28 protein-coding genes and 2 pseudogenes are annotated in these 19945 nt (G+C 62.0%); 21 read left to right on the top strand and 9 right to left on the bottom strand.

The genetic code is table 11. From position 1 onward, the window contains the following. Positions 1–26: 26 nt before the first annotated feature. From GWK36_RS01665 to GWK36_RS01640, 6 genes are all read right to left on the bottom strand, one after another. Positions 27–1472: a glycosyltransferase family 2 protein gene (locus GWK36_RS01665; RefSeq protein ID WP_166269521.1), complete on the bottom strand. Its 1446-nt coding sequence runs from the start codon at positions 1470–1472 to the stop codon at positions 27–29. Between the two features lie 212 nt (positions 1473–1684). Next, the gene (locus GWK36_RS01660) at positions 1685–1936 is read right to left on the bottom strand and encodes a YfhL family 4Fe-4S dicluster ferredoxin (RefSeq protein ID WP_166269519.1); all 252 of its coding nucleotides are present in this window, start codon (positions 1934–1936) and stop codon (positions 1685–1687) included. Positions 1937–2011: 75 nt separating this feature from the next. Then, the gene (gene coaD, locus GWK36_RS01655) at positions 2012–2488 is read right to left on the bottom strand and encodes a pantetheine-phosphate adenylyltransferase (RefSeq protein ID WP_166269517.1); all 477 of its coding nucleotides are present in this window, start codon (positions 2486–2488) and stop codon (positions 2012–2014) included. A gap of 109 nt (positions 2489–2597) precedes the next feature. Continuing rightward, complete coding sequence (gene rsmD / locus GWK36_RS01650) at positions 2598–3167, bottom strand: 16S rRNA (guanine(966)-N(2))-methyltransferase RsmD (RefSeq protein WP_166269515.1); 570 nt, start codon at positions 3165–3167, stop codon at positions 2598–2600. Beyond that, entirely contained in the window at positions 3164–4534 is a 1371-nt protein-coding gene (locus GWK36_RS01645; protein ID WP_166269513.1) for a M16 family metallopeptidase, read from the bottom strand. Before GWK36_RS01645 ends, rsmD begins: the two co-directional genes overlap by 4 nt. Next, positions 4524–5894 carry a M16 family metallopeptidase gene (locus tag GWK36_RS01640; protein WP_166269511.1) on the bottom strand — a complete coding sequence of 457 codons (1371 nt, stop codon included), beginning with the start codon at positions 5892–5894 and terminating at the stop codon, positions 4524–4526. Before GWK36_RS01640 ends, GWK36_RS01645 begins: the two co-directional genes overlap by 11 nt. 137 nt (positions 5895–6031) lie before the next feature. On the opposite strand from GWK36_RS01640, the gene GWK36_RS15760 reads away from it, so the two are divergent. The 14 genes and pseudogenes from GWK36_RS15760 to GWK36_RS01570 all read left to right on the top strand — a co-directional run bounded on the left by GWK36_RS15760 (position 6032) and on the right by GWK36_RS01570 (position 13512). Next, positions 6032–6721, top strand: coding sequence for a glycosyltransferase (locus GWK36_RS15760; protein ID WP_166269509.1), 690 nt, complete (start codon positions 6032–6034; stop codon positions 6719–6721). Between the two features lie 60 nt (positions 6722–6781). Continuing rightward, the gene (locus GWK36_RS15755) at positions 6782–7090 is read left to right on the top strand and encodes a glycosyltransferase family 2 protein (RefSeq protein WP_343033162.1); all 309 of its coding nucleotides are present in this window, start codon (positions 6782–6784) and stop codon (positions 7088–7090) included. Between the two features lie 6 nt (positions 7091–7096). Further along, the gene (locus GWK36_RS01625) at positions 7097–7582 is read left to right on the top strand and encodes a hypothetical protein (RefSeq protein WP_166269505.1); all 486 of its coding nucleotides are present in this window, start codon (positions 7097–7099) and stop codon (positions 7580–7582) included. A 38-nt stretch (positions 7583–7620) separates the two neighbouring features. Next, positions 7621–7995 carry a PilZ domain-containing protein gene (locus tag GWK36_RS01620; RefSeq protein WP_210756824.1) on the top strand — a complete coding sequence of 125 codons (375 nt, stop codon included), beginning with the start codon at positions 7621–7623 and terminating at the stop codon, positions 7993–7995. Next, complete coding sequence (locus GWK36_RS01615; RefSeq protein ID WP_166269501.1) at positions 7992–8234, top strand: hypothetical protein; 243 nt, start codon at positions 7992–7994, stop codon at positions 8232–8234. Before GWK36_RS01620 ends, GWK36_RS01615 begins: the two co-directional genes overlap by 4 nt. 149 nt (positions 8235–8383) lie before the next feature. Beyond that, on the top strand, positions 8384–8557 hold the full coding sequence (locus GWK36_RS01610; RefSeq protein ID WP_166269499.1) for a hypothetical protein: 174 nt from the start codon (positions 8384–8386) through the stop codon (positions 8555–8557). Positions 8558–8569: 12 nt separating this feature from the next. Next, on the top strand, positions 8570–9346 hold the full coding sequence (locus GWK36_RS15945; RefSeq protein WP_425482787.1) for a cellulose biosynthesis cyclic di-GMP-binding regulatory protein BcsB: 777 nt from the start codon (positions 8570–8572) through the stop codon (positions 9344–9346). Beyond that, positions 9241–9639, top strand: coding sequence for a hypothetical protein (locus tag GWK36_RS15940; protein ID WP_425482786.1), 399 nt, complete (start codon positions 9241–9243; stop codon positions 9637–9639). The genes GWK36_RS15945 and GWK36_RS15940 overlap by 106 nt, the downstream gene beginning before the upstream one ends. After that, a pseudogene (locus tag GWK36_RS15620) lies at positions 9573–10346 on the top strand (cellulose biosynthesis cyclic di-GMP-binding regulatory protein BcsB); the annotation flags it as partial. The gene GWK36_RS15940 and the pseudogene GWK36_RS15620, both read left to right, overlap by 67 nt. Positions 10347–10390: 44 nt before the next feature. After that, the gene (locus GWK36_RS01590) at positions 10391–10705 is read left to right on the top strand and encodes a hypothetical protein (protein ID WP_166269497.1); all 315 of its coding nucleotides are present in this window, start codon (positions 10391–10393) and stop codon (positions 10703–10705) included. Further along, the gene (locus GWK36_RS01585) at positions 10695–11150 is read left to right on the top strand and encodes a glycosyl hydrolase family 8 (protein WP_166269495.1); all 456 of its coding nucleotides are present in this window, start codon (positions 10695–10697) and stop codon (positions 11148–11150) included. The genes GWK36_RS01590 and GWK36_RS01585 overlap by 11 nt, the downstream gene beginning before the upstream one ends. After that, complete coding sequence (locus GWK36_RS01580; protein WP_166269493.1) at positions 11047–11748, top strand: glycosyl hydrolase family 8; 702 nt, start codon at positions 11047–11049, stop codon at positions 11746–11748. Before GWK36_RS01585 ends, GWK36_RS01580 begins: the two co-directional genes overlap by 104 nt. 211 nt (positions 11749–11959) lie before the next feature. Beyond that, complete coding sequence (locus GWK36_RS01575; RefSeq protein WP_166269491.1) at positions 11960–13012, top strand: tetratricopeptide repeat protein; 1053 nt, start codon at positions 11960–11962, stop codon at positions 13010–13012. Positions 13013–13146: 134 nt separating this feature from the next. Further along, positions 13147–13512, top strand: coding sequence for a hypothetical protein (locus GWK36_RS01570; RefSeq protein WP_166269489.1), 366 nt, complete (start codon positions 13147–13149; stop codon positions 13510–13512). Positions 13513–13650: 138 nt separating this feature from the next. On the opposite strand, the gene GWK36_RS01565 is transcribed toward GWK36_RS01570, so the two are convergent. Continuing rightward, positions 13651–14586, bottom strand: a complete 936-nt coding sequence (locus GWK36_RS01565; protein WP_246237615.1) for an RNA-guided endonuclease InsQ/TnpB family protein — start codon at positions 14584–14586, stop codon at positions 13651–13653. Between GWK36_RS01565 and GWK36_RS01560 the strand changes: the two are divergent. The 7 genes and pseudogenes from GWK36_RS01560 to ftsX form a co-directional block, all read left to right on the top strand. Then, positions 14546–14704 (top strand): annotated as a pseudogene (locus GWK36_RS01560) (transposase); the annotation flags it as partial. The gene GWK36_RS01565 and the pseudogene GWK36_RS01560 overlap by 41 nt on opposite strands. Continuing rightward, entirely contained in the window at positions 14641–14922 is a 282-nt protein-coding gene (locus tag GWK36_RS15935; RefSeq protein WP_425482785.1) for a cellulose synthase subunit BcsC-related outer membrane protein, read from the top strand. The pseudogene GWK36_RS01560 and the gene GWK36_RS15935, both read left to right, overlap by 64 nt. Then, positions 14832–15269, top strand: coding sequence for a cellulose synthase subunit BcsC-related outer membrane protein (locus tag GWK36_RS15750; protein WP_166269487.1), 438 nt, complete (start codon positions 14832–14834; stop codon positions 15267–15269). Before GWK36_RS15935 ends, GWK36_RS15750 begins: the two co-directional genes overlap by 91 nt. A 60-nt stretch (positions 15270–15329) precedes the next feature. Next, positions 15330–15488, top strand: a complete 159-nt coding sequence (locus GWK36_RS16220; protein ID WP_166269485.1) for a hypothetical protein — start codon at positions 15330–15332, stop codon at positions 15486–15488. A gap of 222 nt (positions 15489–15710) precedes the next feature. Then, positions 15711–16967: a signal recognition particle-docking protein FtsY gene (gene ftsY, locus GWK36_RS01545; protein ID WP_166269483.1), complete on the top strand. Its 1257-nt coding sequence runs from the start codon at positions 15711–15713 to the stop codon at positions 16965–16967. Positions 16968–17190: 223 nt separating this feature from the next. Further along, positions 17191–17859 (top strand): cell division ATP-binding protein FtsE, encoded by a 669-nt coding sequence (ftsE, locus tag GWK36_RS01540; protein ID WP_166269481.1) that lies wholly within the window; start codon positions 17191–17193, stop codon positions 17857–17859. Positions 17860–17861: 2 nt separating this feature from the next. Continuing rightward, on the top strand, positions 17862–18863 hold the full coding sequence (gene ftsX / locus GWK36_RS01535) for a permease-like cell division protein FtsX (RefSeq protein WP_166269479.1): 1002 nt from the start codon (positions 17862–17864) through the stop codon (positions 18861–18863). Here the strand turns inward: ftsX and GWK36_RS01530 are convergent. Both GWK36_RS01530 and GWK36_RS01525 read right to left on the bottom strand, forming a co-directional pair. After that, positions 18860–19654 (bottom strand): endonuclease/exonuclease/phosphatase family protein, encoded by a 795-nt coding sequence (locus GWK36_RS01530; protein ID WP_166269477.1) that lies wholly within the window; start codon positions 19652–19654, stop codon positions 18860–18862. The two genes, ftsX and GWK36_RS01530, sit on opposite strands and share 4 nt — an antisense overlap. Then, positions 19642–19944 (bottom strand): DUF167 domain-containing protein, encoded by a 303-nt coding sequence (locus tag GWK36_RS01525; RefSeq protein WP_166269475.1) that lies wholly within the window; start codon positions 19942–19944, stop codon positions 19642–19644. Before GWK36_RS01525 ends, GWK36_RS01530 begins: the two co-directional genes overlap by 13 nt. Position 19945: the final 1 nt, after the last annotated feature.

Genomic DNA, 19945 nt, shown 5'->3' with positions numbered 1-19945 from the left:
CAGCCGACCCCTGCAATTAACTGGCCTTAGTGCCGGATACCCAGCGGCTTGAGGATCAGCCGACCATCGATCAACTGCATGGCGCCGATCCCCAACAGCCCAACGATCAGCATGGCCAGATAGATCACCGCCAGGGGCTGCTCGATCAAGGCAAAGCCCAATAGGGCCAGCCCTACGCCCAATTCGAGCACGCCATGGCCCCATACCGGGGCACGCGCCTCCCGCGTCTCCCACCCTTTGGGGGTGCGGATGAACTCAGTGCGGTGACCGAGCAGGGCCTCGAGCCCGCCGCGGGCGTTCGACAGCAGCAGACCGCTGGTTAAGACCACGGCACCCATGATCTCGATCAGGGTCCAACGCCAGCCGACCTCGTTGCCAGCCGTGACCAGAAAGACGATGGGGGCTACGAAGCCCAGCAGCGAGGTGACAAAGGCCATGAGATCGACCCCTGGACTACTGACGGCTGCGCCTGCCATGAAGGGCAGACCCATAATCAGACAGGCCACGCCGACCACAAAGGCCAGGGGCTGGCCGATCTGCAGACTGATCATCAGCTTGTGCCAGACAGGAAGGCGCGCGCTGCGCCATACCTGGGGCATGAGTTTGATGAAACATTGGACGAAGCCCTTAGTCCAGCGGAACTGCTGGACGCGCCAGGCACGCGCCGAGACGGGCAAGGTTCCGGGGACAACCAGGTCCTCAATGAAGGCCGAGCGCCAGCCGGCGAGATTGGCGCGCATGCTGAGGTCAAGATCCTCGGTCAGCGAATCCCCGTTCCAGCCACCCGCAGACTCGATTGCCGCGCGCCGCCACAGGCCACAGGTGCCATTGAAGGGTAGCGGCAGTCCCAACCGCCAGCGTGCCTCTTGCTCGACGCGGAAATGCGAATCGAGCAGGCGCGCCTGGATACGGGTCAGCAGGGACTCTTCGCGATTCAGATGACCCCAGCGGGTCTGGATATAGGCCAGATCGGGATTGGCGACCAGGGCGCCGACGGTCCGGCGCAGAAAATCGGGCGGGGGGATGAAATCGGCATCGAAGATGGCCACGAAAGGAGCATCCGAATGCTGCAGACCGGCCGCCAACGCCCCCGCCTTGAAATCGGTTCGCTGCAGGCGATGCAAGAGCTCGATCCGCAAACCCTGTTGTTTCAGGGCTGCAACCGCCCGCTGGCTGATCGCAAGCGAGCCATCGATGCTATCGTCGAGTATCTGTATCTCAAGATGGGCGTGCGGCCAATCGAGCGCCATGACTGCAGCGAGGACGCGCTCGACCAGATGTCCTTCATTGAAGAGTGGGATCTGCACCAACACATTCGGACAATCGGAGTCAGCAAACTCGGCGCAAGCAAGCCTGCGGGCTGGCAGCCAGCGGCGTGCCAAGGCCAGGGCGAGCAGATTGAGCGAATAGAGCGCCAAGAGGACGAACCCGAGGGTCAGGTAATACTCGACCGAGATTTCAGCCGCGAACATGACGTTGAGCTCTCTAAATCAAAGGAGGATGGACATTGGCAGCGGCCTGGATGAGGCTCGCGCCCGCAAACCGCATAACTCCGTCAGCGTAGCGCGGATAAGGAGGCAGGCCGAGCATCTATCGGCCATCTCAGGCGCACCCCGCCCCATCATCCGGTATGAGTTGAGCGTAATGAGGCGGGTGCACACAGGGCGCCGGAGGAAGGCGCAGCTTAGCCCCCGCCGATCAGCCGTTCGTATTTGGCTCGTAATTCCTCTTCCGTTTCTTGGTGATCGGGGTCCTTGATGATGCAATCAACCGGACAGACCTCGACGCATTGTGAGGTCTCGTAATGACCGACGCACTCGGTGCAGAGATTGGGATCGATCACATAGGTCTCCTCGCCTTGGGAGATGGCCCCATTGGGGCACTCGGGGGCGCAGACATCGCAGTTGATACATTCGTCAGTGATTTTTAAGGCCATAGTCAAGACTCCTTGGATTGCTTGGCTGGATATTTACAGTGGCTTGCAAACAGGGAGGTGAGGAGTTTGGCGATATTACCCAAACCGCGCATGCAATGCAGCCTGAACCTGCGGGGTGACAAAGCTCGACACATCCCCCTGTAAACGGGCAATCTCACGCACCAGTGAGGATGAGATATAGGCATATTGTTCAGCCGGCATCAAGAACAGGGTCTCGATGTCTGGGGCCATCCGTCGGTTCATCCCTGCAAGCTGAAACTCATATTCGAAATCCGAGACCGCACGCAGCCCCCGCATGATGACCTTCGCCCCTTGCAGACGCACGAAATTGACCAACAAGCCACTAAACGATTGGACCTCGACATGGGGGTGACTGTTGAGACTGGCGCGGACCAGCTCAACCCGCTCGGCGGTCGAAAAGACCGGTGTCTTGTGAGTGTCGGCAGCGACGGCCACGATCACCCGATCGAATAAGCGGGCAGCCCGCTGGATGAGATCCACGTGCCCATTGGTGATGGGATCAAAGGTCCCTGGATAGACCACAGTGCGCAAGCCTTGGCTCCTCATGGATAGGCCCGGCGCCGCCGGGCGGGCGTATTACCCATCCACCTTAGCACAGCCTGGGGCGCAGGATCGAATCGCCCGACTCCATTGCTTCAAATCACACCTCGTCGCGCACCCTGGCAAGACCATAGCGCACCTGCCCAGCGCGCTGGTCGCGGATCAGTTCGAGGCAGTCGGGCAGCGGCGGCAGGCCATCACGCGCTCCGGCCTCTAGATAGAGATAGGCGCCAACCGCCAGCCAGCCGCGATGGACCAGCCAATCGATCGCCGGGACAAGCAGACCGGATGTATAGGGCGGATCGAGAAAGACCAGGTCAAAGACCTGTGCCTCGCGCTCGAGCCAGCGCAGGGCATCGGCCTGATCGATCTGAAGATTGGATTCGCCAAGACGGGCGGCATTGGCGCGCAGTTGGCAAACAACCAACGGGGCATTCTCGACCATGATCACCTGGGCCGCCCCGCGCGACAGCGCCTCGAAACCCAGCGCACCGCTGCCGGCGAACAGGTCCAGACAACGCGCACCCTGAATCACTGGGGCAAGCCAGTTGAACAGGGTCTCGCGCACCCGGTCAGGGGTTGGGCGCAGACCAGGATGATTGGGAAAAGGTAGGCGGCGCCCGCGGTGCCGCCCACCGATCAGACGCAGCTCATTGGCTGGGCGGGTCACTGGTCACTGGCCATCGATACCTGCTGTCCCGACTGCCCCACCATGACCACGGCGAGTCGGTCGGGATGGATGCGCCGCCTGAAGGCATCACGGATCTGATCCGCAGTCACCGCCTCGATCCGCTCGCAAAAACGCGCGAGATAATCGAGCGGCAGGTCATAAAACCCGATCATCGCAAGATATTGGACCCGATCGGCGTTGCTGGCGATCTTGAGCGGAAAGCCGCCGGTGATGTTCTTTTTGGCGGCAATGAGTTCTTCCTCGGTTGGGCCGCGTTCGATGAAGCGCCTTAGGGTCGCAAGCAGCAGATCGCGCGCCTGTTCGGCCTGGTCATTGCGGGTTTGCAGACTCAGCAGGAAGGGCCCCGGCTGGGCCAAGGGGACGAACCGGCTGTAGGTGCTATAAGACAGACCGCGCTTTTCGCGGATCTCATCCATCAGGATCGAGACCAGACTGCTGCCGCCCAGGATATGGTTGCCGACATAGAGGGGGAAATAGTCCGGATCGCCGCGCCGCATCCCCGGCTGACCAGCCAGGACCGTGGTCTGGGCGGAGGGAAAGGCGATGCGCTCAAACCACGCCTGGTTGAGCGCCTGGACCTCGGGCACGGGTGCGGCACGCTCGCCGCGCGGCAAGCCCCCAACCAGACGCTCGGCGAGCCACTCGGCCCCTGGGCGATCTAAGTCACCGACCAAGGCCAAGACGGCATTGGCCGCCACATAGTAACGGCGGTGGAAGGCGGCAAGATCCTCCTGCCGGATGGAGTGCACCCCCTGGGGGGTCCCAGCGGGATCGCTAGCATAGGGGTGCTGACCAAAGATCGCCCGATAGAGCGCCTTTTGCGCGACCAAGCGCGGCGATTCGTCTTGTTGGCGCAGTTCGGTCAGACGATTGCGCCGTACCCGTTCGAACGCCTCGGGAGCAAAACGCGGACGGGCGACCAGGGCGGCGAAGGTCTCAGTCGCAGTATCGAACGCCGGCTGGCGGGTCAGGGTACGCAAGGCGATCGCGGTCATGTCGCGATCGACCGCCGTGTTCAAGACCGCGCCGACGCCATCCAGCCGCTCGGCGATGGCATCGGCATCCCAGTCGCCTGCGCCCTCGGTCAACATGGCCGCAGTCAGCGAAGCCAGGCCCGATTGCTGACCGTCGCGGGCACTGCCGGCGGCAAGGACCAGGCGCGCATCGACCATCGGGATCTCGGGGGCGGAGACAAAGAGTACGCGCGCGCCGTTTTGGGTCTGCCAGGTCTGGATCTGAGGTGTAGCCGGGGCAAGCGGGCTGGCCAATAAGAGGGTACTGGCCAGCCAGGCGCTCAGGGTGCGGACGGCGCGTTCGATGCGATCGGGATGTCGTTCAGTACACATGGGTCTGTCCTCCAGCGCGGGTCGTTGCCGACCCCTTATCGCCTGCAATGGGCTGGGGAGCAAGCACGGCAACGGTCAACCGTTCAGTGATGAAGTAGCGACGCGCCACGGCTTGCACCTGCTCGGCCGTCACCTGGGCCAGGTGTTCGACATAGCTGTCGGCCAGTCGCCAGTCGAGGCCAATCGTCTCCAGTAAGCCGAGCTGCATCGCCTGATAGAACAGCGCATCGCGCTCATAGACCTTAGCTGCAGTAAGCTGATTGCGCACCCGCTCAATCTCAGCAGGAGCTATGGGCTCGGTTTGCAGACGGGTGATCTGATCGCGCAGGGCAGACTCTAACGCCTCTATAGTCTGGCCCTTGGCCGGCACGCCATCGAGCATGAACAATCCAGGCAGACGCTCAAAGGCACGATAGCTGGCATCGGCCGAGGCGGCGATCTGGCGCCCACGGATCAAGTCACGGGCAAAGCGCGCGCTCTCACCGCCCGCCAGGAGATGCGCGGCGACCTCAAGGGCATAGGGCTCCCATGGCTCAGCGGCGTTGCTGAGGGTCGGCACCTTATAACCCATCAGGAGATAAGGTTCCTTTGCCGGCGCCTTGACCTGCAGGCGCTTTTCACCTAGCTGCTCCGGTTCGGGGCTGACGCGCGGCGGATGGATGGTCTCAGCCGGCAAGGACCCAAAATGTTTCTTGGCCAGGGTCAGCACCTGTTCAGGATCGACATCGCCCGCAACCACCAGGATCGCGTTATTGGGCGCATACCACAGTCGATACCAGTCGCGTAGATCTTTAAGGCTGAGCTGATCCAGATCGCCCGGCCAACCGATGATCGGGTTGCGATAGGGCGAGGCGTCGAAGGCAACGGCCATCAGGCGCTCATAGGTCAGGTCCTGGGGGTCATCCTCGGTACGCATGCGCCGCTCCTCCTTGACGACCTTGAGCTCCTTGAGGAACTCGGGCTCGCTCAGTTTGAGATGGCGCATCCGCTCGGCCTCCAGTCTCAGAGCCACCTCCAAACGATCGCTCGCCAGGTTTTGATAATAGGCCGTGTAGTCGCGGCCGGTGAAGGCGTTCTCCTCACCGCCATTCTCGGCAATGATCCGCGAAAACTCACCCGGCGCCAGGTTCTCAGTGCCCTGAAACATCATGTGCTCCAAGAGATGCGAGATCCCTGTCAAACCCGCTGGTTCATAGCTTGAACCGATCCGATACCACAACTGCGAGGTCAGGATGGGGGCACGATGATCGGGCTTGACCAAGATCTTAAGCCCATTGTCGAGGCGATATGCACTGACCTCAGCATCCACTAAGGCCGCGAAGCCAAACCCAAGTAGTATAAAAGCGACGAGATGTTGCAAATTAAGCACTCCGCTCTTTCAGTCATGCCACTATAAGGTTTATCATGAGAACCAAAGTTCCCCAATCGGGCAGGTGGCTTCCGAGAAGCTGTCCGACTATTGCCGGATTAGCGATTCTCAGCGGTTCCAATAGCGTCATGTTGTATCTCGTTAGCCTCTTTATCGCTGGCCTGCTCATTGCCCTCGCGGCCCTGCCGCTCGATCAAGGCGCCCAGATCCAATTCTCCGTCGCCCTCCTCGCCTTCCTGGTGTTGTTGCGCCCCTTGATTTATGGACGCCTGCCCTTTGATAACCGCCAGCGTTTCTTGCGTATCCTTTTCGTCTTGCTAGCCCTGTTGCTCAGCATCCGCTATTTCTGTTGGCGGACCTTCGAAACCCTACTGTTCGCAAACCCTTTGAGCCTGGTGCCTGGGCTGATCCTCTATGGCGCCGAGCTCTTTGCATTCACCGTCCTATTGATCGGGGCCTTCGTCTATATCCAGCCGCTCAATCGCCCTGTGCTCCCGATGCCCAAGGATCGCTCGCGTTGGCCTACGGTTGATGTCCTGGTCCAGACCTATGACGAGCCGGACTCGGTCATCGAGCTCACCCTGCTTGGAGCGCTTGCGATCGATTATCCGGCGGACAGGATCAAGATCTGGCTGCTCGATGACGGGGCGACGCGCGCCAAGCGCACCCAGCCGGATCCGGAAAAGGCGCGCGCGGCGTGCGAGCGCGGGAGATGTCTAAGAAAGCTCTGCGCACAGCTGGGGGTCAATTATCTCACCCGCGAGCGCAATGAGTCCGCCAAAGCGGGCAATATCAATCATGCACTCCAATATCTCTAAGGCGAATTTGTCCTGGTCCTGGATGCCGATCATGTGCCTACCCGAGATATCCTGATAAATATGCTCGGCTGGATGATGAAAGATCCCAAGCTCTTTCTCGTCCAATCGCCGCATTTCTTTGTCACACCGGACCCCATCGAAAAGAACCTCAATATCTTCCAGCAGATGCCGAGCGAACAGGAGATGCTCTATACCAACATCCAGCGAGGCCTGGACTTCTGGAACGCGTCATTCTTTTGCGGCGCTGCTGCGGTGCTGAGACGGTGTCATTTGGACAAGATCGGCGGCTTCCAAGGTAAAACCATCACTGAGGATGCCGAGACCGCATTGGCGCTCCATGCGCAAGGGTATCGCAGCGCCTATATCTGACAGCCGATGATTGCCGGCCTGCAGCCTGAGAGCTTTATCAGCTTCGTCAAACAACGCTCACACTGGGCCCAGGGGATGACCCAGATCCTGATCCTGAGCAATCCATTACGGATCAAATGGCTCAAATGGTGGCAGCGTTTATCCTATCTCAACAGCATGCTATTTTGGCTATTTACATTTGCGCGCTTGGTCTTTTTGATCTCGCCCTTGTTTTATCTCTTGTTCGGGCTGGGTATCTTTAATGCCTCAGTCCCCGAAATCCTGACCCTGGCCGTTCCTCATTTTGTGTCACTTCCGATCCTCAATGATTATCTCTATGGCAATGCCCGCTGGGTCTTTGTCTCCGAGTTCTATGAGCAGTTATTGCCCCTATTTTTGCTCAAGCCGATCGTCGAGGTCTTCCGCCGTCCGCATTCACCGCAGTTTCTGGTTACACCTAAGGGTGAGACGCTCGATCAGGATGCGATCTCACCGCTCGCCCGACCAGTCTAATCATATTTGCCCTGGCCCTGCTGGGATTGGCGATGGGGGTGTGGCGCTATTTCGCCTTTCCCGATGAGCGGGATACCGTGATCCTGATCATGAGCTGGGAGTTTGTGAACCTGGTGTTGCTCTTTGGGGCCCCGGGTGCCTTGCTTGAACACCGGCAGCGGCGCAGTAGCGTTCGCATCCCCTGTCGATATACCGCCGAGATCCATGCCGGCGGCAGACATCTCATCGCCGAGACCTATGATCTCTCGCTGGAAGGTGTATGGCTGCGTCTAAGTCCGGCATCAGCGGCCTGGCTGAAGGAACGTCCACCTGCCTGTGTCCGGATCTATAGCCCGCGCACCAAATTTAGGCGCATCACCACCGGGCGCATCCCTGCCCAGATCCAGGGCATCATCACAAACACAATAGGGTGAGACGGGTAGGGCTTAGGATCTATCCCACCCAGCCAGACGACCGGCGTGCCATCTTCGCCCTGGCCTATTCGGGCAGCAAGCGCTGGCGCATGATGTTGCGCCAGCGCGATCAGAGCGTCGGGGTGCGTCGCGCCATTGTTTCCCTATTCAAACTCGCCTTCCGTCATGTCGGCGAGCACCTGCGTCTGCCGCTCTGCACAGCATGGTCAAGGCGTTCCTCCCCCAAGGCAACCGCATGATATTTTTCTTTTCCTTTCAAGGATCACCCATGAGCGCATTACTCTTTGGCTTAGATCAGGCGGGCAGGCGCGTGAGCCGCCGGCACTGGGTAGCCGCCATGCTATAGCTGGTATTGTTGCCCCCTGGTCTGGGAGTTGGCCAAGCGGAATTGGCCGTCGAGGCTCAGCAGCCAGCGCGCGACGCCGGGTCCTTGGACGCCCCTGCCGCTCGGCAGGGGCGTGCCGAACGCCCCTTGGCCAGCTTCACCGATGCCTTCAAAGAGGCGCGTCTGCTCGGCACCAAGGCAGCTGTCTATTTTGACATCCCCGTGCCGGCGCGCTGACGCCCGCTCGATCTGCGGCTGGATCTGGTCTATCGCAACTCGATCAGTCTCCTGGCCGCCCATTCGCAACTGCAGGTCGAGCTCAACGGCCTGATCATCGCCCAACTCAAACTCGATCCCGCCCGACCCGAAGGCCGCGCCCAGATCTGCCTGCCCTTGGATCTGCTCCAGTCCGGCTATAACCGCCTTGCCTTCAGTGTCGCCCAGCACACCCTGGTTGGCGAATGTGAAGACTTAGGCGCCCCTGAGCTCTGGACCCAGATCGATACCCAGGCATCGCGCCTGATCCTGGATTATGAGCGTATCCCCCTGGAGCCGCGCCTCACCAGCCTGGAGGCACTCTTTGACCCGCGTCTCTGGACCCAAGAGACCTGGCCCATCCTGATGCCCAGTTCGGCAGCCCAGCTTGATGACGATCAGCTCGCATGGGGCGCCTTGGTGGCTCAGGCGATCGGCAAACGCCTCGAGTTCAAGCCACCGCGGATCGAATCCATCGTTCTGGATAACCAGAATCAGGCGCTGCGCGACCTGTCCAAGCTGACCGAGTCCCTGACCAGCGATGCCATCCTGGTGGCACACGCGCTCAGCTCGAGCCCATCCTGGGCAATGCGTGGGGCCAAGGGGTCGGCGATGCCTATCTTGCCATCCTGCCCCATCCACAGGATGCGACGCGCGTCATCTTGGTGGTCTCGGGGCGGGATGCCCAGGAGGTCAGACGCGCGGCAACCGCACTCGCCTTCATGTCCCAGCCCTTCCCCGAGGACCAGAAGGTCTTGGTGCGGGATCTAGAACTGCCAGACCTCCCTCCAGGCGCTGGGCCTGATTTCATCCCGGGGGGACGCGCTTTGCCGATCTCGGTGCGGGCACAACCACCCTGTTTAGCCCGATCGCCCCTGCCCGCTGGTTCACCGAGCCCGGCTTCGCTGGACCCGGCGACGAGGTTAGCGACGCCCAGCGCAGCCTGCGACTCAGGTTTTGGGTCCAACCCGGGCTCTATGTCGAGGGTCTCCAGGATGCGATCCTCAGGCTCAATTTCAGCTATGGGGCGGGTTTTCGTCGCGATTCGCTGCTCAATGTCCTGATCAATGGCCTGTTCGTGCGCGCCATCCCCCTGAATGAGCCATCGGGCGCCACCTTGCTCGATTACAAGCTGCGCATCCCCGCCGGCATGCTGCGCTCGGGCCCCAATCAGCTCGAGATCCTGCCGATGCTGGTGCCTGCCGAGACCGGCTGGTGTCAGCTGTGTCAGGCCGAGAATCTGCTCTTGACGGTCTATGGCGATTCGACCCTAGAGCTTCCGCCGATGACCCAGTTTGCGCGCCTGCCGGACCTCGAGCTCTGGGCGCGCACCGGCTTCCTCTCTTTGCGCGACCCAGAGGGCAGCGGCCTTGCGGCCCAGGTCGTAGACGCCAGCCCAGATGCCGCAGGCGCCGCCTGGACGCTTTTGGCACGCCTCGCCCAGATCAGCGGCCTGCCCCTGTATCGCGCCGAGATCGGAGCGGACCCAGACCTCAAGGACCGCAAGGTGGTGGTGATCCGGGCATTTCAGGACCTCGACCCCGAGCCCAAGGCCGCCGCCCCCTGGCGTCTGAGCGATGCCCAGTCCTTTGCCGATTATGGATCCCTGCGCACCATCGCCGAGGCCGAAATAGGCGGCGCCTGGTGGCAGCACTCGCTCGCCCGCATCCAGGACTGGTTCGAGACCCAGATCGCCAGCCCTAGGGATCATCGGGTGCGCGTCCTGTATGCCGATCAGATCCTCAGATCCTGCGCACGGCGGCGGTACTGACCGCTTTCGAGTCGCCATTCCATAAGGGCCGGACCCTGGTCCTGATGACCACAAATCGTCCCGATCTACTCGTCGAACGCGCGGCCCAACTCGTCCAGCCCGATTATTGGTTCAATGTGCGCGGCGCCCTAGTCCTGTGGGGCGACCGGCCAAGGGGCCTGCGCTGGCAGCCGGCGCAAGAGGTCTATCTGGTCGGCAACGGTCCTATGGGCGCTCGGCTCTCCTTTTTGTTCAGCCAGTATCCTCAAGCCCTGCTCGCCATCCTCGTCGTACTCGCGGTCATCCTGGCCCTGCTGCTGGCCATCCTGATCCGCCGTTTCAAACGCCGCCATCATCCACTGGTCCCAGATGAAGACTAAGCTGTCCCTTGGCCTATTGTCACTGTTACTTGCGACCCTGAGCGCGCCCTTTGCCTCCACCTGCATGTGGCAGCCAGGCCCGCAGGATAACTGGGCCCTGTTTAAGGACCGTTTCATCGCCCCCGAGGGTCGTGTGATCGACACCGGCAACCAGGGGGTGGCCCATTCCGAGGGCCAAGGGTTCGCCCTGCGCCTCAGCCTCGCCTATGACGATCGGGCGACCTTTGAGCAGGTGTGGGACTGGACCCAGGCTAATCTGTATGTGCGCGGGGATGCGCTTGCGGCCTGGCGTTGGCGTCAAGGGGGCAACCCGTCCGTCGATGACCCGAACAACGCGACCGATGGGAATCTTTTCATCGCCTGGCCGCTGTTCTTGGCCGCCGAGCGCTGGCAAGAGCCGAGGCTTCGCGCGCGCCCAGGCGATCGCGCAGGCGATCCGCAATAACCTGATCCGCCAGACCAGCCTAGGGCCTGTGCTTTTGCCCGGCGCCGTCGGTTTTGAGCGCGAGGACGGCCTGATCCTCAATCCCTCCTATTGGGTCCTTCCGGCATTACAAGACCTGGCTCGACTTGAACCGGATCAGCCGGTATGGGGCGAGTTGATCCAAAGCGGTCTTAGGCTCTTGGAACAGGCGCGTTTCGGGCGCTGGGCACTCCCACCCGACTGGATCGCCCTCAAGGACGATGCGCTCAGCTTCCCGCCTGATTTTGCCCCGCGTTTCGGCTATGAGGCGATCCGGGTACCGCTGTATCTGATCTGGGCGGGATTAGGCGATGACAAGACCCTCAAACCCTTCCTGGACTATTGGGAACAGACGGGACCCCTGCATCCCGCCTGGGTTGATTTGATCGCCGACACCCCTGCCCCTTATCCCGCAAAGGCCGGCACCCGCTCGGTCCTGGCGCTCGGCGCCTTTGTATCCCCGCAGTCCAGCACCCGCGCCTTGCGTCTGCCCGATCTTGCGTCAGAGGACGGCTATTACACCGCCGCGCTGAGCTTGCTGATGGAGGTGGCGCTGAAGAAGTGGTGCCAGGCGCAGTAGGGTGCACAATGCGCGCCCTCACGGGGGATACCGCATGAAGAGACGGCGGAGGTAGGCGATACAGCATTTACAGACCACTAACGGAGCAGCAAGGGTGCGGGATGCGCACTCTACGCCAAGAGGTTGAGATCCATGTCGAACCGTCGATCGTTCAACCCGTCGATCGTTCAACGCATCCATCCTCTGCTGGCTGCTGTGCTGCAGACTGGGGGTGGGCCCCGTCTGGGCGCAGGCCGAGCAGGGGACACTGGTCGAGGAGCAGCGCCAATCGCATCCTGGACTGATCGAGCATGAGCAACTGCCCTCCCCTGTGCTCCCCGAACCCAGCCCCCCGCAGACGGAGACCCCAGGGGAGCTGCTCACTGCGCCGCCTGCTACCCCCGAGACCATCCCGCCCGAGCGGATCTATTCACCTGGCCGGCGCGCCGAGCCCAGGCTTTGGGAGATGCTCAATCAGGGGCAGTATCAGGCCCTTGATGCCGAGATCAAACGCCTGCGGGTGGAGGACCCCAACTGGACGCCTCCGGATGAGCTGATCCATTGGCTCAACCATCACCTCGGGCTGTTCGCCCAGCCTCAACAGACCCCTCAAGCCGCGTCACCTCCGGTCAAGCGCGCCCCCAGCCCCGCCGAGCGCCAGCGCCTGGCCTATGAACAGGCTGCAACCGATGCCGATCGCCTGCATCGTCGGGGACAGAGCGAGGCAGCCTTAAGGCGTCTTGCGCCCTGGGTCGAACGCATCTATCAAACGCGCGATGCCGAGCGCCTTGAACTCCTGGCCTGGATTCGCCTTGCGCTTGGCCAGAGCGAACAGGCGCTGGCCGACTTTCGCCAGGCCTTGGCCTGGAGACCAGGGATCGAGGCGGTGCGCGGTGAGCTGTTGGCTTTGCAGAGCCTGGGGCGGGATGCAGAGCTCTTGGTCCTCGCCCCCGAGCGGATCAAACGCTGGCCAAATCTCAAACAAACGGCACTCGATGCCCTGCGCGGCCTTGCCGCCAAACGCCATGAATCAGGCGACTATGAGACCGCCCAGCGCCTGCTGGCGACCGCCGTCCAGCTTGGCGCAGATGACCTCGACACCCACAGGCTTGCTGCCTGGAATCTTTATAATCTGGGGCAATTCCGCCTGGCCGCCGATCGGTTTCAGACCTTGTATCGCGCGACCAAGGACGAGGACAGTGCGCAGGGCCTGATCCTGAGTCTGCGCGCATTGAACGCCGCGCCAGAGATTGCCGCACAAGCGCAGACGGTCAGGGACCTCTAGGGCGACTGTGGCGTAAGGAACAGGCACGCGCCGCCTATTCGTCCGGACACCTGAGACAGGCCTGGCAGATCGATCCAGAGGCCGTCCCTGAGCTTGCTGGATTCACAAGCCCCAGTCTGCTCGGCGGCGCCGGGATGCGCTGGCGCTCGGGCGACTCGGGCACCAGCCGCTTGCGCGAATCGAGCCTGCCCCTCCTCGGCTACGAACACAGCTTCGGCCCCTTACGCCTTGAGCTGCGCGCCGAGCGCATCGCGCTCGACGCCGGGGACCTCGAGATAGGACGACCCATCGGCTCGGCAGCGAGCGATCCGAACACCACCTACCGCTTTGCACCGACCACACGCCTAGACGACGGCCTGCGCCCGAGCCTGAACCTGAGCCTCGAGGATCAGCTGACCTGGGGGCTTCTGCTCGATGCTACGCCGAGCTCAGGCGAGCTGTCGCCGCGCCTGGATGGGGCGCTGAGTCTAGCCCAATCCCGCAGCGATAGTGCCTCTTGACATCCTCCCCGGCCTGAGGCCGGGGATTCCAACGGCGCTCAGGAGTGGTATTGAAGCGCTCCTGAACCGCTTCGGTGGGTTCCTGCTTCCGGCCGCCAGCGCGGCTCGATCCACAGGCCATCCGGGCTGACATGCTCATCACACATCCCGACAGAAGCGTCTGCCGTGTCCCGCCCTTAGCACATTGATCGCGCCGACCACATCGGCGTTTTCCTCAAAACCGCATTCCACGCACTCGAACCGATCTTGCGTCTGGCGGTTGTCCGCCGACACATGGCCGCAGCACGGGCAGGTGCGGCTTGTGTTCTGCGGCGGCACGGCAATGAGCCAGCCACCCCGCCATGCCAGCTTGTAGTCCAGTTGCCGGCGAAACTCAAACCAGCCCTGGTCGAGAATGGACTTGTTTAGGCCAGCCTTGCCCCGAACGTTTCTGCCCGGCTGTGCGATTGTCCCAGCCGCCGACTTGGTCATGTTCCCTACCTGCAAGTCCTCGATACACACCATCGCGTGGTTTTTGCTGATCGCGGTCGAGGTCTTATGTAGGAAGTCGCGGCGGGCATTACGGATGCGGGAATGAATGCGCTGGACTCTGGCTTTCGCCTTCTTCCAGTTGTTGCTGAATTTCACCTTGCGGGAGAGCGCCTGTTGCGCCTTGCGCAAGCGCGTCTCATGCCGCTTGAAACTATTGAGCGGGGCGTAGACCGTCCCGTCGCTCAAGGTGGCGAAGCGGACAATGCCCATGTCGATGCCAACTGCGCCACCCTGCGGGATGGGCCGCTCTACCTCGCGCTCGGTCTGGATACTCACGAACCACTTGCCGCCGGACTGGCTCACGGTGACGTTCTTCACCACGCCAAGCACCTCACGGCTGTTGCGATACCTCAGCCAGCCAAGTTTCGGCAGGAAGATACGGCTGTTGGCCTGGTCGAGTTTGATTTTTTCCGAATCGGAGTAACGGAAACTGTCGGATTGCCCTTTCTTCTTGAAGCGCGGCGCGTCCGCGCGCTTGGCGAAAAAGTTGGCGTAGGCCTGGTCCAGATCCTTGAGAGACTGCTGCAAGGAACAACCCGACATCCAGAAACACTACTGGAAGGGTGGGCTGTGGTCGCCGTCCTACTTCGCCTCAAGTTGTGGCGGCGCACCAATTTCCATCGTGCGCCAGTACATCGAACAGCAACAGAAACCACACTGAAACCAAAGGACGGCTGCGCCGTCCGCGCTATCCTTCCCCGCCCTCAACGACGGGACTTGCCGCACACCGGGTCATGGCGTCTCGAACAGCGACCAGTGCGCGAGAGCGTCCTGTCATATACGGGTCTGTGCGACCTCTATACCGGCAAGACCTGGGGCCAGGTCAGCAAACGTGCGGGGTTGCGGCCGAAGGTTGGCAGGCGCTCGGCTCGCGCCTGAGCCTGAGCGGAACCCTTGAACTCCATGACTACCAAGGCCATGAGGTCGCTGACAATCGGGGGATGTTCGGGCGGCTCGGGCTCAGCTATAGATTGAAGCGCGATGGATTTGCCTATCTCAACATGGGGCCCTTCATCGACTATCGCCGCTTCGACGACAACCTCAGCCACTTCATACTGGGTCATGGCGGTTATTACAGCCCGCAGCGCGACCTGGGGCTCGGTCTCTCCCTGGACTTCCAGACCCTGGAGGGCCGGCTTTGGCTGCTCAAGGGCTCACTCTACGCCGCCTGGCGTACCCAAGAACAAGACCCAAGCCCCTGGTTTCCGCTCGCCGATGACGGGTAGCGCTATGCGGGCGACGAGCAAAGCAGGTTCGGCGGCGGGCTTGCCCTGCAAGGGACCTGGTTGCTCAGCCCCCATTGGCAACTGAGCGCCAGTGCACTGTTCGATCACAGCCCGAGCTTCGATCAGGGCGCAGCCATGCTGTTTGTGCGCTATCAGTTCGAGCCGCGCCGCGCATTGTTTAGCGAGGACCTGAAGTTGGGGGCCATGACCGTCGATTGAGGTCGATGGCGCAAGACCGAATACGTCTATACCAGCCCCGCAGCCCTATGCTGTATCTTGAACCCCTTGCGGGCATAGGGATTCGTCTCGCCGGTCATCGGCTAGACAACCAGCACAATGGCGAGGAGACGACGGCGCGCCGACTCCAGGACCGCGCCGCTTGTCGGGGCGATCTGCTAAGATCGGGTCTCATGATCACCTCTGCAGAAGATTGACCGGACCATGTTTGGCTTCGGTAAGAAAAAAATCGGCCCAGCGTCCAATCCGGATACAACCCATTCGACCGAGCTCCAGACGCCGGCATCCCCTGTCCCGTCAGACCTGCTTCAGGACACAGATGCACTCGCCGGCCAGCCACAACCAGGAGCCGAGCTGTCCCCAGAACCCGCTAAACGCCCCTGGTTTGGCAGGCTGTTTCGCGCCCCATCGCCAGCGCATGTGCCAAAGGCACCCGAGACATCCGCCCCTGACACCCCAGCGGTCGATGGTCCCAGACAGCCGGCCGAGTCCCCCCAACCCGTAGCTGAGAGAGCGACTGCAGCCGAGGACGAGACAAGGCCCAAGCGCAGCGTGTTCGCCCGCCTGCGCGAACGGCTTGCTAAACCGCGCTCCAAGCTCGGCGGGGGGCTCAAAGGGCTCTTGGGAGGGCGCCAACGGATCGACGAGGACCTGCTGGAAGAGGTCGAGACCCTGCTCATCACCGCCGATGTCGGGGCGGCGACCACGGCGCGCCTGATAACCGAGCTGCGGGCGCAGGTCAAACGCAAGAGGCTCACAGAGCCCGATGCGCTGATGGCCGCGCTCAAGGAGTCGCTTGCTGCTATCCTGCGTGCTGCTGATGGCCCGGTCAAACAACCATCGCCCGGTCGCCCCCAGGTCATCCTGATGGTCGGGGTCAATGGTGCCGGCAAGACCACCACCATCGGCAAGCTAGCCAAGCGGCTCCAAGACGAGGGCAACCGTGTCATGCTGGCCGCAGGCGACACCTTCCGCGCAGCGGCAGTGGAACAGCTCAAGACCTGGGGCGAGCGCAACGGGGTGCCGGTCATCGCCCAGCAAACGGGGGCGGATAGCGCCTCGGTGATCTTCGATGCCCTCCAGGCAGCCACGGCGCGCGGGATGGATGTGTTGATCGCCGATACCGCCGGGCGCCTACATACCAAGGACAACCTGATGGAGGAACTGGCCAAGGTGGCCCGGGTGCTCAAAAAGATCGACCCGGATGCCCCCCATGAGGTGATGTTGGTGATCGATGCCACGACGGGTCAGAATGCCATCCACCAGGCCGAGCAGTTCCATCGCGCCGTCGGCCTCACGGGGATTACCCTCACCAAGCTCGACGGCACAGCCAAGGGCGGGATCCTGTTCGCCATCGCCGAGCGCTGCAAGATCCCGATCCGCTTCATCGGAGTCGGCGAAGCGATCGAGGATCTGCGCCCCTTTGATCCAGATGCCTTCGTCGAGGCATTGCTCGATTAGGCCGCGCCCTGACGAAGGATGCATCGGCGCCTTGCTGTCCATTCACCTTGGAGGCTAGAGCAACACCCTTTATGACCATCGCCGATCTCTGCATCCAGAATCGTGGCGGCGAAACCATGGACGCTTGGTTGAGCGGATATACAGATCGGATAAAGCGCCGACTTGCTGTTGGTACATGGGCTACATGCCCAGAGAGGATGGCGCGACTCGGGCAACAACGACCATGATCCGCTTTCAGAACGTCTATAAACGCTATCCTGAGCGCGGGGATGCACTCGCTGGGATCGACCTTGAGATCCAGACGGGCGAGATGGTCTTTTTAACTGGACACTCGGGCGCCGGCAAGAGCACCCTGTTGCGGCTGATCGGGCTTCTCGAACGCCCGACCCGCGGCCATGTCCTGATCAATGGGCGCAATCTCGCCACCCTTCCCCGCCACGAGATCCCCTATCACCGTCGGCAGGTGGGGATGATCTTTCAGGATCACCGGCTGTTGCCCGACCGCAGCGTCTTTGACAACGTCGCCCTGCCCCTCATGGTCATGGGCGTGCATCCCAAGGAGATCGGGCGGCGGGTACGCGCGGCACTCGATCAAGTGGGTCTGTTGCGGCGTGAACACGCCTTACCGCTGGCGCTCTCGGGCGGGGAACAGCAGCGGGTGGGGATCGCACGTGCCCTGGTCGGACGTCCGGCGGTACTGCTCGCCGATGAGCCGACCGGCAACCTCGATCCGGATCTGTCGCGCGAGATCTTTCACCTCTTCGAGCGGTTCAAATATGTCGGCATGACCCTATTGATCGCTACCCATGATTTTGACCTGGTCGAGGAGCTGGGGCACCGCACCTTGAAGCTGGACGAAGGGCGGCTAGTCGGCGATACCGGGGCCTGGTGAGCATGAACAGACGCCGCCCGCCACAGCCGCAGCGTCCCCCGCCCCGCCAGCGCCTAGGGCGGGCGCGTCGGTTGCCGGCCCTAGATCGCCTGGGGATCTGGCTCTACCATCACCGCCAGACCCTGAGCGAAAGCCTCGATCGGCTGCGGGATGCGCCCTTGGCTTCGGGCATGACGGTGACCGTGATCGCCATCTCGCTTGCCCTGCCCGCGCTGCTCTATGTCTTGAGCGAAAACCTGAGGTTGCTCGTCGGCAATTGGGAACAGACAGCAGCGATCTCGCTCTTTCTCGACTTGAAGATCGACGATCAACAGGCACAGACGCTAGCCAGCCAGTTACGCAGCTGGCCCGAGATCGCGCGCGTCGAGGTGATCACCCGCGAACAGGCGTTGGCCGAGTTCCGCGATCTGGGCGGGTTCGAGGAGGCGCTCGATCGTATCAAGGAAAATCCCTTGCCGATCGTCCTAGCCGTCTATCCCCAACCCGATCAGGCCGATCCTGCCCAGCTTGAGGGTTTGCAAGAGCGTTTATTGGAACTGCCTGAGGCTGATTTCGCGCGCATGGATACGCTCTGGCTCCAGCGTCTGGAGGCGATCATCGCCCTCATGCGGGTCATCGCCCTGCTGATCGGCAGCCTGCTCGGGATCGGGGTGCTGTTGATCGTCGGCAATACCATCCGGCTCGAGATCTCAAATCGCCATACTGAAATCGAGGTCATGGAACTAGTGGGCGCAACGCCAGGGTTCATCCGACGGCCGTTCCTCTATACCGGGGCCTGGTATGGATTGCTCGGAGGGGCCTTGGCCTGGGTGTTGGTAGGGATCGCCCTGCTGATCATCCAGGCCCATGTATCGCGCCTGGCCTCGCTTTATCACAGCGCATTCAAACTGACTGGTCTTGGACTCGGCGCCACAGGCATCCTGATCGGCGCAAGCATCCTTCTGGGGCTCATCGGCAGTTGGCTGGCAGTCAGCCAGCATCTGCGTCAGACGCGGACGTTTTAGTCCGATACCAAGCGATCGCTCGCCTCCAGGGTCGATTCGGCCAGACGCAGATTGGGTGGCAACTCGATGCACATGCTGATCGGCAGATGATCCGAAAGCATATAGTCGATGACCCGTGCCGATACAATCTCAATGGGCCGCGAGACCAGGATATGGTCCAGATTATGGCGCGGACGCCAGCTCGGAAAGGTCTTGAGCTCGCAATCCAGGCCCCGCATACCCGCAGCGCGGACCATCGAGCGCAGGCCCTTGGAATCGCAGCCGCAATTGAAGTCACCCATCAACACCAGATAGGGATAACCCCGCGCCAACTGGGCGAGATAATCGAGCTGGCGCCGGCGCGCCCGCCAGCCGAGTGACAGATGGACGACCCCGACCGCCAGCACCTCACCATCAGCCAGGTCAAACTCAGCGGTCATTGCCCCCCGCCCTGGTAGCCCAGGCAGGCGGTGTTCAGTGATCGAGGCCGGGCGCAGGCGCGAAAGCAGGCCATTGCTGTGCTGGGCAAAGGGCCCGAGATTGCGATTGATTTGACGATACCAGTGCGGGAAGGCGCCTTGTCTGGCGAGATACAGGGTTTGATCGACCTGAGCGCTGCGCAGGCTGCCCGCATCGACCTCCTGCAGCCCGACGATATCGAATTGACGCAACATCTGGGCGATGCGCGCAAGATTGGTGAGGCGTTCAGGATGGGGCAGGAGATGTTTCCAGCTTTGCAAGAGATAGTCGCTGTAGTGACGCGACTCGATCCCTGCCTGGACGTTATAGCTCAGCAGATTCAGCCGTTGCATGGGGCAATGGTGAGGCTCGATGGAATCTGGCGCGGGCGCTGGATGCGCAGACGCTTGTAACGCGCCCGGTCACCGCTGAGGAGACTGACCTGGCTGAGCGGCACTCCGAAGGCATCGGCGATGAACCGCTGCAGCGCCTTGTTGCCCTTGCCCTCGACCGGCGGGGCCTTGAGCCGCACCCAATAATACGCCCCGCTCGGATCGGGCGTGTCGAAGGCATCGCGGGGTGCGCGAGGCTGTACCCGCACCCGCAGTTCCAGATCCTCGCCTTCCCAGCGATACCAACTCATC

Origin of the sequence: Caldichromatium japonicum (assembly GCF_011290485.1) — a bacterium.
Taxonomy (GTDB): Bacteria; Pseudomonadota; Gammaproteobacteria; order Chromatiales; family Chromatiaceae; genus Thermochromatium; species Thermochromatium japonicum.
The sequence above is the reverse complement of the archived record's forward strand: the minus strand, read 5'-3'. Positions and strand labels throughout refer to the sequence as shown.

Excerpts from the sequence above, each read along its gene's own strand:
- GWK36_RS01665 (WP_166269521.1), bottom strand. The coding sequence starts at position 1,472 with ATGTTCGCGGCTGAAATCTCGGTCGAGTATTACCTGACCCTCGGGTTC.
- GWK36_RS01660 (WP_166269519.1), bottom strand. The coding sequence starts at position 1,936 with ATGGCCTTAAAAATCACTGACGAATGTATCAACTGCGATGTCTGCGCC.
- GWK36_RS01645 (WP_166269513.1), bottom strand. The coding sequence starts at position 4,534 with ATGTGTACTGAACGACATCCCGATCGCATCGAACGCGCCGTCCGCACC.
- GWK36_RS15760 (WP_166269509.1), top strand. The coding sequence starts at position 6,032 with ATGTTGTATCTCGTTAGCCTCTTTATCGCTGGCCTGCTCATTGCCCTC.
- GWK36_RS15755 (WP_343033162.1), top strand. The coding sequence starts at position 6,782 with ATGCTCGGCTGGATGATGAAAGATCCCAAGCTCTTTCTCGTCCAATCG.
- GWK36_RS01625 (WP_166269505.1), top strand. The coding sequence starts at position 7,097 with ATGATTGCCGGCCTGCAGCCTGAGAGCTTTATCAGCTTCGTCAAACAA.
- GWK36_RS01590 (WP_166269497.1), top strand. The coding sequence starts at position 10,391 with ATGACCACAAATCGTCCCGATCTACTCGTCGAACGCGCGGCCCAACTC.
- GWK36_RS01585 (WP_166269495.1), top strand. The coding sequence starts at position 10,695 with ATGAAGACTAAGCTGTCCCTTGGCCTATTGTCACTGTTACTTGCGACC.
- GWK36_RS01580 (WP_166269493.1), top strand. The coding sequence starts at position 11,047 with ATGGGAATCTTTTCATCGCCTGGCCGCTGTTCTTGGCCGCCGAGCGCT.
- GWK36_RS01570 (WP_166269489.1), top strand. The coding sequence starts at position 13,147 with ATGCGCTGGCGCTCGGGCGACTCGGGCACCAGCCGCTTGCGCGAATCG.
- GWK36_RS01565 (WP_246237615.1), bottom strand. The coding sequence starts at position 14,586 with ATGTCGGGTTGTTCCTTGCAGCAGTCTCTCAAGGATCTGGACCAGGCC.
- ftsY (WP_166269483.1), top strand. The coding sequence starts at position 15,711 with ATGTTTGGCTTCGGTAAGAAAAAAATCGGCCCAGCGTCCAATCCGGAT.
- ftsE (WP_166269481.1), top strand. The coding sequence starts at position 17,191 with ATGATCCGCTTTCAGAACGTCTATAAACGCTATCCTGAGCGCGGGGAT.
- ftsX (WP_166269479.1), top strand. The coding sequence starts at position 17,862 with ATGAACAGACGCCGCCCGCCACAGCCGCAGCGTCCCCCGCCCCGCCAG.
- GWK36_RS01530 (WP_166269477.1), bottom strand. The coding sequence starts at position 19,654 with ATGCAACGGCTGAATCTGCTGAGCTATAACGTCCAGGCAGGGATCGAG.
- GWK36_RS01525 (WP_166269475.1), bottom strand. The coding sequence starts at position 19,944 with ATGAGTTGGTATCGCTGGGAAGGCGAGGATCTGGAACTGCGGGTGCGG.